Below are 11550 nucleotides of genomic sequence, written 5' to 3'. Positions count from 1 at the left end.
GGTATGATTGAAATTAATGACATTAATAAAAAATACCAGGATACAGCGGTTCTCAATAATATAAATGAGAGCATTCCTTCTGGTGGTGTTACTTCAATCATTGGACCAAACGGTGCTGGCAAATCTACGTTATTGTCGATTATGAGCCGGTTGCTGGCGCCTGATATTGGTAGTGTGCTGTTTAATGGTTTGGATGTGGCAAAAACCTCTGGCGATAAACTGGCGACTATTTTGTCAGTTTTACGTCAGGAAAATCACTTCACCAGCCGCCTGACTGTAGCAGATTTGGTTGGCTTCGGGCGCTATCCCTATTCAAAAGGGCGGCTCAACGAAAATGACCGTCAGTATATTGATGCTGCGATGGAGTTTCTTAATCTGGTGCCGCTGAAGGATCGCTATCTTGATGAGCTTTCGGGTGGGCAACGGCAACGCGCCTATGTAGCAATGGTGCTTTGTCAGGATACAAAATATATCCTGCTGGATGAGCCATTAAATAATTTAGATATGAAACATTGCGTTGCGATGATGAAACAATTGCGGCGTGCCGCAGATGAATTGCACAAAACCATTATTCTCGTTATCCACGATATCAATTTTGCTTCTGCATATTCTGACCACATTATTGCGATGAAGAATGGTGAGGTTATTTATCGAGGGGCACCCGCAGAGATTATGCAACCCAATATTCTTGAAGAGATTTTCGATATAAAAATCCGTATCGAAAAAGTACAAGATCAGCATATCGCGGTCTATTATCGTTAAGGTGAAAAACGGGCGTAACTGTATATTTACGCCCGTTTTTATCCCGTGATTAGAACAACACAGAGTAGTTCACACCAAAGGTACGGCCACGTCCTTTATAGGTATAGAGATCAGGTGCTCCGTAGGTGGGGCTATACAGAATTGGTGCGCGCTGGCCCCAAACGGTGGTGTACTCTTTATCCAGCAGGTTTTCGATGCTGAAGCTGATTTTACCCACTGGCAAGGTGTAGCTGCTCAGGAAATCAATCGTGTTATAACCATCAAGTTTACGGCCTTTACTGTCTGACACATCGAAGGTCTGCTGGGATTGTACTCGCAGGTTCCAATCACCCGGCGCCCAACCAATATAAGCGGTGGCTTTCGACGGACTGGCGGTATCAACAGTGAGTTTCTGCCACTTGCCGTCAGTTTTGGTCTCAGATTTAATCAGGTTAAATGTTGCTCCGGTGCTCCATTCGCTGTCTTCGAAGAAATAATCCGCCGCGCCTTCAACCCCGTAGATCCGGCGTTTGTCCGGCAACACACTGATGGTCATGTCTGTTTTGTTGATGGCAATAGTTTGGTCAGACAGAGAGTAGTAACCGGCGATTTGAGTACGCAGGTTATCACCCGTATAGCGCCAGCCCAATTCATAAGCATTAACCTTAATACCCTCCAGCTTGGAGTCATTTACGTTAACGCTTTTTTGCAGTTGGTAGTGGCCGTTGACCAACTGATAGGTCCCGGAGCCGTAATATTTCGCCAGATCGGGGATCTCAAACCCTTGAGAGAAGTTGAACCACGTCTGCTGGCTTTGTGCCAGATGCGCCAGCAAACCGGCATTGAACAGGACGTTGTTGTAATCCGTTTTCCCGCCAGGCACTGCATCTGCTGAGGTCGCGCTGCCGTTAGCAATAGCTTGTTGTTGCGCATAGCCGACGAAATCATCAACCTTGTTCTCGGTGTATTGATAACGTACGCCACCACTCAGGGTAAAGATGGGGTTGATGTCATAGCTGGTTTGCAGGAACGGCGCGAGATTGGTGGTGGTGTAACTTGGGTAACGGCCAACATTGTAGGCATTTTGTAAGGTCATCCCGCCAGACTGTTGTGCCAGTGCCAGATTGAAGAACTGCTGATTGGCGTTGAAGCTTTCATGCTCCACGTCGACACCATAAGTCAGCGTGAGGCTGTCGATAGGTTTACTGTTTAGCGTCAGTTTACCGCCGTAAAAATCGGTTTTCTGCTGTGATGCACCGATACTGGTTACCGCAGTACCTGCTTTGTTCAGGGTTGGGAACGGATAAAAGGTCAATGATTCATCACGGTAAAACACCTGTGCCACCAAATCCTGACCCCAAAAGTCGGTATTGGAGTATTGCAGGTTGATGAGATGGCGCTCAGTGCCTGGAATACGATCTGAGTTCAGATTGCCGCTGTTAGATGCCTGGCCGGTACCCGTCACTACCGAGAAGTTTTCCCCCAGATATAATCCGTGTTTGCCATCGGATTCGCTGTTGAAATACTGGGTGGTCAACTGCAATTGCTGATGGTCATCAATGTTGAAGGTACCTGTGCCCATCACATCAAGGCGGCCGGAATATTGCAGGCCGGTCTGGGTATTATCGATCAACACCTCATCGCCTTTACCGTCATACCAGCCGCCATAACGTTGATAGGAAACAGAAAAACGACCGAATGCTTGCTCATTCCCGCCGCTTACCGCAGCCCCGATATTCTCATCGTGATCGTTATGGCTGTTAAAACCGGTTTTGCCGCCAACTTGTAGTTCGACCTGTTTTTCTTCCTGACCTTTTTTGGTCACAATATTGATCAAGCCGCCAGTGCTACCGCCACCGTAAAGCGAAGTGGCACCGGAGATAACTTCTATATGCCCAATATTAAACGGATCTATGGCGTCAAGCTGACGGCTGTCGCTGCGTGAAGAGTTCAGGCGCACGCCATCGATCATTACCATCATTGATCGGCCACGCATATTCATGCCGTAGTTGGTCCGGCCCTGACTGCTAACATCCATGCCAGGAATCAATTGCGCCAAAATATCTTTGATTTCCTTGCCAGCTTGAACTTGTTGTTCGAGTTCCTGACCTTCAATCACCCAGGTGGTTTGTGCCATTTCGGCCACGCTGCGGTGTGAGCGGCTGGCAGAAACTACCATTTGATCTTCTGCCCATGCTGCGGGCGCGAGCATAGCTAACAGGCACGGATTTAATACCCAGAGGTGTCTGCGTTTCATTGTTATTCTCTTTTTCCCATATTAGAGGTTATGTTAAAAATTAAAGTTGGTTTAACGATTGTTCTAAACCCAAACTCATTGGAGTTGCAGCCAGGCAGCCTGCAAACACATCCCGATGAGCTTACTCAGTCAAGTGATTCGCGCGCGCAGCTAACCCCCCTGCGGTTTCAAGGACGAGGGGATCTGTGCGGGGGATAACGGCCGGCGGCTGGCTGCGCCATTGGATCACCGCCGGAGTGGATGTTAAATCGAACTGTTCACGACCTAAAACCCGGTTGAGAATACGCGCCGATCGCCAAGCCATCAGGCTGAGCTGCGGTTCTGCAATGCCGTGGCTATGCATACCGGCGTTGACTGCAAATAAGCAGTTATCGTGTGGGCCTCGCCAATCGAGGGTGAAGTCGGGAGCCATGCGGTATTGATAATCGGCAGTGGTCATCAGGCGGCTGGCCAGTGGTTTAAGGAATGCCGGACGTTCCTGTTGATAACCGGTCGCGAAGATAGTCACGTCGCTGTCAAAGGTTTCTTTGCCCTGATCGAGATGGTGATGGGTGACTAATTGGTAACCGTTACCTTGCGGATGCATCGCTGTCAGTGAGCGGCTAGGGAGCAGGCGCGCCCAGGGCTTTTCACGTAACACCTCAAACTGATGATACATAGCACGGTAAATAGCCAGTAGCGACTCACTGGTAATGCCGTCAGACGTCATTTTCTGTTCAGCCAGCATATGTTGCTTGGCGTTGTCGTTCAGAGTATAGAAACCGTCAACGTATTCCGGGGTGAAGTACTCATTGGCAAAAGCAGCTTCATCCAGTGCGTTGTAATTATTCCGGCGTGAAATCCAATCTAACTGTTTCGGTTGGCCCCACTCAGCGCGGAAGATGTTGAGGAACAGGTCAGCTCCACTCTGACCACCACCGACGATGGTGACTCGTTTACCGGCCAGATCGGGATTGCGCAGTGCCATTTCACTGGCATGGAAACAGCGATCGTTTTGCTCGCCGACACATTCCGGCAACTTGATACGTTTGCCGATCCCCAGACAAACATGGCGGGCATGGTAGACATTGCGTGTTGTGGTCACGACAAAATGGCGCTGCTGGTCGTCAAAATCCACACTCTGAATATCTTGGCTGAACTCTAGCGAGCTTAACCCATGGGCAGCCCAACTGAGGTAGTCTGCAAACTCTTCCCGTGAAACCGTTCGGTGTTCAGTCGTCAGGAATCGGTAGAATTTCTTCCTTTGGACTAAGTAGTTAAGGAAGCTATAGGGATTGGTTGGCGACACCGCACTGACCAAATCTTTCAAAAAACTGGTCTGCATGTGGCAATCTGGCACCATCATGCCGGGGTGCCAGGTAAAGTGTGATTTACGCTCAAAGAATTTGCTGTTAAAGCCAGAAACTTCGCTGCCGAGGGCGGCAATACTGAGGTTAAATGGGCCTATGCCAATGCCGATGAAATCTAAAGTTTGATTCATTAGGCTAGCTCCTTGGTGACCAAATAAAGAGGGTTATCCAGATCCTGCAAGTAATTTGGCAACATTCGACTGCCACCATCCTGCTCTGAATAGGTGAGTTTCACCGGGTTGAGGACTACACGAATAATTTGTGGTTTAAACAAATCAAATAGGGAAAAACGCTCTGCCATGTCTGGATGCTGTGCCATGTAGCGCTGCAGTACCTGTGCCAGCAGTTGATAGAATTGGTGTTCATTGATGCCACACACATGCATCAGTGGTGAGATAAATCTCAGCACGGTGACGAAATGCCCGGTCTGTAGGTCGTGTATCAGGTAGTCGGCAGATAAGCGTGCGGTGACGGCTTTCACGACACTGGGCAGTGAGGCCGCTTGCGGGAACTCTTTATCAACCAGGCGCATATCGCCCTGGAAATCTTTCAATAGCACACGTTGCGGTATGTGGTCTTTCATCACCAAAGTGATGTTTTGGCCGTGGGCGATCAGTGCCACACCGTAACAACACATCAGGTGGTACATTGGCACCACGACCACCCGAAACATCTGTTCTAACCAGGCTTCGGCACTCAGCCCCGAACGTGCAATATAGGCGGCAATCAACGGATGCCCCTGATTATCGGTTTCCATCAGGGTTGCCATCAAAATTGCCTGTTCGCCCGGTTGTAAATAGCAGGACGGATTTTCTCGCCAAATCACGCCGAGCATTTCCTGATAGCGATAGGGCGCTTTACTCAAGGTGGCATAGGTCTGGTGCATCATATAACCGGCTGCGGGTTCTCCGAGGATCTCAGCACCGCTTGCCCGTAGCGTAGGGTCTTGTGCAAAGACTTGCTGTAACCAATGCGAAGCCGCAGGACCTGCGCTGATATATTTACCGGGGATGCCGCGATAACAAGAGGTGTTGTAGATGGTCAGTGGCAATTTGATATCAAATGGCACGCGGCGACTGACATTCGTTAAGGTACGTAATGATTGTTGCGCCAGATAGTGGTCACCAAACTCACCCAGTTCGATCAATTCACCTTCGGCTAATTGTGGCAGGAAGTGCAGGGCGATTTTTTGCTGCCACTGCCATGGGTGTAAGGGCACCGGTACCCAGTCGTCATTCAACGCGAGCTGCTGCCAGTGGCGCTCAAATCGCTGGCGTTCCGTGCTATCCATCGCACTGTCGAGCAGCCTGTCCAACGGGAATTGTGCATCCGCGCACCAGACAAAACTGCCACGTTTGGCGGCGACCCAATGCAGGCGGAACTGCCCTTGATATTCTGGCGCGTAGTGATGCAGGGCGGTTAGACCCCAGCCACGGCGGCCTTTGTTGAAGATAAATTTCGGGTGGCCAGCCAGCAGACATTGTAGTGCATCAGCATCAAGGGCAATCAGATGTTCGGCACTCATGCCCTGACGGGCAGAGAGTAACTGCATGTCTGCGCGCAGCGTGGCATAGAGGTCTTCCAGGTGTTCAGCAACCTGTGCATCGTCCATCTGCAACACTTGAGCCAGTTGGCGTAGCATATGGTCAGCGGTCAGCGGCACTCCTTCGCAGTGCAATGAGGCGGGGTCAATATGCAGCCAGCCCCAGATACCCCGTTCGGCACTAAAGCGATAAACCGCATCCGGCAAGGTGATACTCCATGCCTGGCCTGCTGGCGCGGCACACAGGGTGCGTTCATATTCCAGTTCAGCCAGGATCTTGGCGATCATCTGACGGTTAACGCGCTGCCAGTTGGCGTAATTGTCAGTGGTCATACCGTACCCTCTTGGAAGAAATCTGCGCGCTGATTCACTATCAGTCGTGAGCGTTTATGCGGGAAATCAAACTCTTTCAAGGTGTGGTAGCCGGCGGCAGGCAGGTGGCGGAACAGGCGCTGGTTATCGGCGCGTGGCTCAGCTACTACCCGGGCTGTGCGCGGTTCATCCAGATACAGATAGTGTGTCAGGCCACGTAACCAACTGCGGATGTATTGCGCTCCTCGCCAGCGCTCTTCACCTACCAGCATGTGTAGTCCACGATCAAAAGGCTGCCAACGGTAATGGCGACCAATCCGGTCTTCTGCTGCCCAATAAACTTCGAAATAACCAAAAGGTTGATCGTCAAAGCAACCCAAGAGCGGATAGCAATAATGCGAATCCAACTGACGTTGCAGATACGCGGCCTGAACCTCAAGCGGGCCACTCATTTCCCAAAAAGCATCTACGCGCGGCGAGTTCATCCAGCGAGTAAACTGCTCTGTGTCGCGATCAATTTCCGGTAAGCGGAAGCTCAGGGTATGTTTAATGTGCGGATCGAAACGGCGATAAACTTCGCCGTTAGGGCGCGCAGCACGTTGTGGGAACCAGATATCTCGCTCGGCGTCATACTGCATCTGATCAGTCGCCCGATGGCGTTTTGCTCCCAGCCACAGTGGTAGTTGATAAAATAGATCCCGTGCCAGATAGTCGCCATAGCTCAAGGCAAACACGGCTTGTGCTTGCGGCTCTTCCCGCCACTCGGCATAGGGCAACGCAATACCGGTTAATTGCGGTGCGGCAACGAACAACTGATCCAATGCCGGTACCAGCCAGCCTGGTGGCAATGGTCCGGGTGAGTGCAACACCGCGCTGCCGTCCAACCCTAAGCTGAGGGTCAGATTTTTTCCCAACTGTTCACAGCGAAAACTGCCTGCGGAGTGCATCAACTTAGCTTGTGGCATCATTGGGCAACTCCCAGGCGATCTTGGTGAGGGAAACGAAATGGGTTTGCGAAATCAAAGTAGATAACTGCCGGATCAACGATGGTATTTTCATTGTGGTCATGCAGATAACAGAAGAAATTACCCTTGCAGTTCCAATGCGTGCTATCGAGTACGTAATCCAAACAAAGGGTATTTTTAGCCGTAGCCCGCAGGTTATGGAGTGCGTCGCGGACCCGCATCATCAGATTCTCCTCGCTGTCGAAACCGGCAGCCGCTAATGCGGCGGTCACTGCCAGACTGGAGTTGACTAGCAAGTAATAGGGGAAATAGCGCAGTAGTTGTTGTTCAGTGAAGCGGTTTTCCGCTTCGGCTTCGCCAATTTCTTCCAGCCACGGTGTGGCATCTTGGGTAAAGCCGCTGCCCTGACAGTCGCGATACAACATACCGATCGGCAAGTCTTGCTGCATTTCTACCAGAATGTTTTGCTGATGGGCTAATAGCACCAAACCGTAATCAGCTTCGGTGCTGAACAGTGGTAATAAGACCTGTTGGCAATAGGCATCCAGCCAGCAGTGGGTGGCTTGGCGTAGCGGAAGATTTAGACGCGCCGCCAAACGGCGTACTGCGGCAACCAGCAAACTGTCGCCTCCATCTGGTGCGGCCTGAGTCAAGGTGACCAGTACATTGGTTTGAGCATCTGGCTGGCTGAACAACAGGTTGTCGCGTAGCACCATCAGGCTCTCCTCTTGCACCGTGCCATCAGCGGAACATAAACCGGCCCAACCGTCCTCCTGCATAACCCGGAAGGTTGGATAGCGTGCTTGTAATGTTTGCCAGCGCAGGGTTTGAGCCAGGCGGGCCAAGCGAATTCCACGTTTAGCTTCTTTTACCGATAGCGTACGTACCGAATTGGTCAGGCGGACACTGAGGGAAAACTTGATCATGTCGCGATTTGATGGGCTATACAGCGAACGGGAGGAACTGGTCGGCAGCCAGCGTTCACCTGCTTCACCCAAGTCTTGCAGTGCATTCAGTTGTACCAACTGCTGGCACCACTCCTGGGACAACAGGTGATCAGCCTGCCAGGGGTGCATCGGCAGCAGCCAAATATCATCAGTAAAGTGTGCCAGTAGCTGTGGTGCACTCTCGCTGGCAAAACGTTGCAGACGTTGTTGCAGTGTCAGGGTGAGACTCTCACCGCACAAAAAGCGTTTATCCACGGCAAACCAGCGTAGTGGAAAACGAGCGGCAAAGTCTGGCAGATAGCGATGTGCCTCTTTTTCATTGAAGGGTTCATGGGATTTTGGCGCCGGGTGGAAGGCATGACCGACCAATAAGCCTTGCTCAGCCTGAGCAAAATTGAGTGGTTTATCGCGCAGTGACGGCCAATCCAGACGAATATTAATTGCCTGTTGGGTGTTGTCATGACTTTCCAGAACCCGCTGGCGGAAACGTGTAACCACCTCATCTGACAGGTCACCTTTTACTGCAGGTTTATCCAACAACAAGGTCACCAACTGTTCCATGCCAAGTGCCGTACCCGCGCCATCGTCCTGCTGATATAGATAGGCTGGGAACAGATAGTGATGATGTTGTGTTGGGGATATATGGCGTAAAGCAATACGAATAGCTTGTGACGATGAAAGAGGGATATGGAGCTGTGGATAGGGTTGATTGTTTGCTGTCGGAAGGATTTGCCAGTCCCGGGTTTCACGCATCAATGCGTTGAGGAAACATTGCGCAGCCACATCGGTTGTCGCGGTTTCTAACTGGATAGTCATTATTCCATGCCACTCTTGATTCAATTGAGAATCATTCTTATATCAATAATATTTATCATTATCAATTAACTTATGATACAGTTTTTCTATTAAATATGCATAAATCCCCTATGTTATTAACGGTTAATTCACTTTTAATGCGAATTTCATCACAGGCTGAAACACGTTCAAGCGGGCATATACCTTCTTCTAATTGGCCGTTAGCCTTTTGTGCCGGCTTACTGGGGATTGGGCAGAACGGTTTATTGGTCATGTTACCGGTATTGGTTAGCAGAACACATCTGTCACTGTCGGTGTGGGCCGGTTTACTTACCCTCGGGTCCATGCTGTTTTTGGTCGGATCACCGTGGTGGGGACGGCAATCGGAGGTTCGTGGGTGTAAATTTGTGGTCATCATGGCGCTGGCTGGCTACTTGCTAAGTTTTGTGTTGTTGACGCTGGCGGTATGGGGCTTAGCGGCGGGATGGTTACCGGAGATGGTCGGGCTGGGGGGGCTGATTGTGGCACGTATTATCTATGGCCTGACAGTCTCTGGCATGGTGCCCGCCTGCCAGACCTGGGCCTTGCAGCGCGCAGTGTATGAGCAGCGCATGGCTGCATTAGCTACCATCAGTTCAGGCTTGAGTTGTGGTCGTCTTCTTGGCCCACTTTGTGCCGCCCTTGCCCTCTCAATACACCCAATGGCACCGCTGTGGTTGATGGCAATAGCACCATTGATCGCACTGTTGGTGGTCTGTTGCCAATATAATGATCCGCCATTGCCGCCGGTTGCACATCAACAAAATAATTTACGTTTCAGCATGCTGCCCTATTTACTCTGTGCACTGCTGCTGGCGGCAGTCGTCAGCCTGATGCAGCTTGGTCTGGCACCGCATTTAAACCAATTATTCCGGCATTCAGCCACCATGGTGAGCCACCATGTGGCAATTTTGCTTAGCGTGGCCGCGGGTTGTACCTTGTTGGCCCAGTTTTTGGTGGTACGCCCCCAACGTTTCAGCCCCTCTCAGCTTCTGCTGGTGGCAGCGTTATTCATGGTAGGTGGTTTAGGATTGATGTGTACCCAGCCATTGGTATTATTCTATGCGGGGTGTGCGCTAGCTTCTTTCGGTGCGGCGATGGCAACGCCGGGTTACCAATTGATGCTGAACGATAAATTATCCACGGGCAAAGGTTCCGGGGTGATAGCGACCAGCCATACATTGGGTTATGGCATGAGTGCGTTGATGGTGCCGCTAGTAGCAAAATTTTACGGTGAGTCGCAGTTGATTGCTGCGGCTCTGATGATGGCCGTTCTGTTGGGCGGCTTAAGTGGCTGGCTGTGGTGCCAGCATCGGGTCACAGCACATTCTGCGGGAGAGTAACTGTCATGTCCGGCGCATCAAGCTACCGAGTTTTCGATATCAAATTGAAAGTAAAAGAAAATATATCACCGTCACTGTTGCGTTGCGTATTTGAAGGGCCAGAAGTCAATCGTATGAAACTTGAAGCGCCAGATCAGCGCATTAAACTGCTATTGCCCGCAGACAACGGTCTGATTACTCAGGTATCAAAAGGCGACGATTGGTATCGTAATTACCTGACTATCCCGAAAGAGCAGCGACCGATAATGCGCACCTATACACTGCGTGCATTGCGTGCTGAGCAGAACGAGATTGACGTGGAATTTGTTTTGCACGGCGTGACCGGCCCTGCATCGGCTTGGGCAACACATGCCAAACCAGGCGATGCCATTCAGGTTGTTGCGCCGAATGCCGAGTATCAATCTGACAGTGGCGGTTATGAGTGGATCCCGCCAGCGCAGATGATGCAGGCGTTACTGATTGCCGACGAAACAGCATTACCGGCAGCGGTGGCTATTTTGGAACAGCTGGCATTACAAGCTAACCCTCCACATGTTCAAGCTTTTTTTGAGGTACCGCTGGTGGGTGATTGCATCAATCTTGAGCGATTTCCGTTTGCGCAGGTTTACTGGTTGCCACGTGATACGCCGCATCACCCCGCCCATGGCAGCTTGTTAGTTGACGCGGTACGTCAATGGGTACAAATTCCGGCTGCGGCGCAAGTCGCGGCACAATCATTAGCAGAGAATAGTCTGGGTGGTGATGTATTATGGGAGCGAGCCGAAGGTGCCAGTAGTTTCTATGCCTGGGTGGCGGCTGAATCCTCAACAGTGAAAGCTTTGCGCCGCTATCTGATTGGTGAACGCTGTCTGGACCGTACTTGCGTGAACTTTATGGCGTACTGGTGTTAATCAATTTGCTCTATCAAATTCCCCTGCAAAATTAGCCCCCTCTGGGCCAGTCATTCAACCCCTGTCATAAAAATGGCGGGGCAGTGACAATTTCAAATATCTTTCTTTCCCTCTCCCCTCGCAAACACCGATGTCACGAACTGCGTAATGTATTAATAATCTATATAAATACTGACATTATGCTAATGTCAGTATTAAACCGATATCAATCATCAGTTCCAGAGTCAACAAGATTATTCAGGGGAGTTTTTTAGTGGGCGACCCTTAAAAAATAAACCATGATGCAAATTTATTTTAAGAGCTTTGTATCAAAATAGGTGTGTTATTTATGAATAAATATGATGATATTAAGCAGTTCAAAGATAAAAT

8 protein-coding genes are annotated in these 11550 nt (G+C 50.5%); 3 read left to right on the top strand and 5 right to left on the bottom strand.

The window, feature by feature from the left end; genetic code table 11:
• Positions 1 to 3: 3 nt before the first annotated feature.
• On the top strand, positions 4 to 762 hold the full coding sequence (locus V1952_RS15815; protein WP_372560557.1) for an ABC transporter ATP-binding protein: 759 nt from the start codon (positions 4 to 6) through the stop codon (positions 760 to 762).
• 49 nt (positions 763 to 811) lie between these two features.
• Here V1952_RS15815 and V1952_RS15810 read toward each other — a convergent pair whose 3' ends face one another.
• From V1952_RS15810 to V1952_RS15790, 5 genes are all read right to left on the bottom strand, one after another.
• Entirely contained in the window at positions 812 to 2998 is a 2187-nt protein-coding gene (locus V1952_RS15810) for a TonB-dependent siderophore receptor (RefSeq protein WP_420075099.1), read from the bottom strand.
• 121 nt (positions 2999 to 3119) lie between these two features.
• Complete coding sequence (locus tag V1952_RS15805) at positions 3120 to 4478, bottom strand: lysine N(6)-hydroxylase/L-ornithine N(5)-oxygenase family protein (RefSeq protein ID WP_372560559.1); 1359 nt, start codon at positions 4476 to 4478, stop codon at positions 3120 to 3122.
• Positions 4478 to 6223, bottom strand: a complete 1746-nt coding sequence (iucC, locus tag V1952_RS15800) for an aerobactin synthase IucC (protein WP_420075098.1) — start codon at positions 6221 to 6223, stop codon at positions 4478 to 4480. The genes V1952_RS15805 and iucC overlap by 1 nt, the downstream gene beginning before the upstream one ends.
• Entirely contained in the window at positions 6220 to 7170 is a 951-nt protein-coding gene (locus V1952_RS15795) for a GNAT family N-acetyltransferase (protein WP_372560561.1), read from the bottom strand. The genes iucC and V1952_RS15795 overlap by 4 nt, the downstream gene beginning before the upstream one ends.
• Positions 7167 to 8930, bottom strand: coding sequence for an IucA/IucC family protein (locus V1952_RS15790; RefSeq protein ID WP_420075097.1), 1764 nt, complete (start codon positions 8928 to 8930; stop codon positions 7167 to 7169). The genes V1952_RS15795 and V1952_RS15790 overlap by 4 nt, the downstream gene beginning before the upstream one ends.
• Positions 8931 to 9067: 137 nt before the next feature.
• On the opposite strand from V1952_RS15790, the gene V1952_RS15785 reads away from it, so the two are divergent.
• Both V1952_RS15785 and V1952_RS15780 read left to right on the top strand, forming a co-directional pair.
• Positions 9068 to 10291, top strand: a complete 1224-nt coding sequence (locus V1952_RS15785; RefSeq protein WP_420075096.1) for an MFS transporter — start codon at positions 9068 to 9070, stop codon at positions 10289 to 10291.
• A 5-nt stretch (positions 10292 to 10296) separates the two neighbouring features.
• Entirely contained in the window at positions 10297 to 11181 is an 885-nt protein-coding gene (locus tag V1952_RS15780; RefSeq protein WP_420075095.1) for a siderophore-interacting protein, read from the top strand.
• The last annotated feature ends 369 nt before the right edge of the window (positions 11182 to 11550 follow it).

The organism is Yersinia sp. 2542 StPb PI (assembly GCF_048593855.1).
GTDB classification, from domain to species: domain Bacteria; phylum Pseudomonadota; class Gammaproteobacteria; order Enterobacterales; family Enterobacteriaceae; genus Yersinia; species Yersinia enterocolitica_E.
Note: the sequence above shows the minus strand (reverse complement) of the source record. Positions and strands in the feature narration are given on the sequence as shown.

Bases quoted from the DNA above. Each gene is read 5' to 3' on its own strand.
- V1952_RS15815 (WP_372560557.1), top strand. From the start codon at position 4: ATGATTGAAATTAATGACATTAATAAAAAATACCAGGATACAGCGGTT.
- V1952_RS15780 (WP_420075095.1), top strand. From the start codon at position 10,297: ATGTCCGGCGCATCAAGCTACCGAGTTTTCGATATCAAATTGAAAGTA.
- V1952_RS15785 (WP_420075096.1), top strand. From the start codon at position 9,068: ATGCGAATTTCATCACAGGCTGAAACACGTTCAAGCGGGCATATACCT.
- iucC (WP_420075098.1), bottom strand. From the start codon at position 6,223: ATGACCACTGACAATTACGCCAACTGGCAGCGCGTTAACCGTCAGATG.
- V1952_RS15790 (WP_420075097.1), bottom strand. From the start codon at position 8,930: ATGACTATCCAGTTAGAAACCGCGACAACCGATGTGGCTGCGCAATGT.
- V1952_RS15810 (WP_420075099.1), bottom strand. From the start codon at position 2,998: ATGAAACGCAGACACCTCTGGGTATTAAATCCGTGCCTGTTAGCTATG.
- V1952_RS15795 (WP_372560561.1), bottom strand. From the start codon at position 7,170: ATGATGCCACAAGCTAAGTTGATGCACTCCGCAGGCAGTTTTCGCTGT.
- V1952_RS15805 (WP_372560559.1), bottom strand. From the start codon at position 4,478: ATGAATCAAACTTTAGATTTCATCGGCATTGGCATAGGCCCATTTAAC.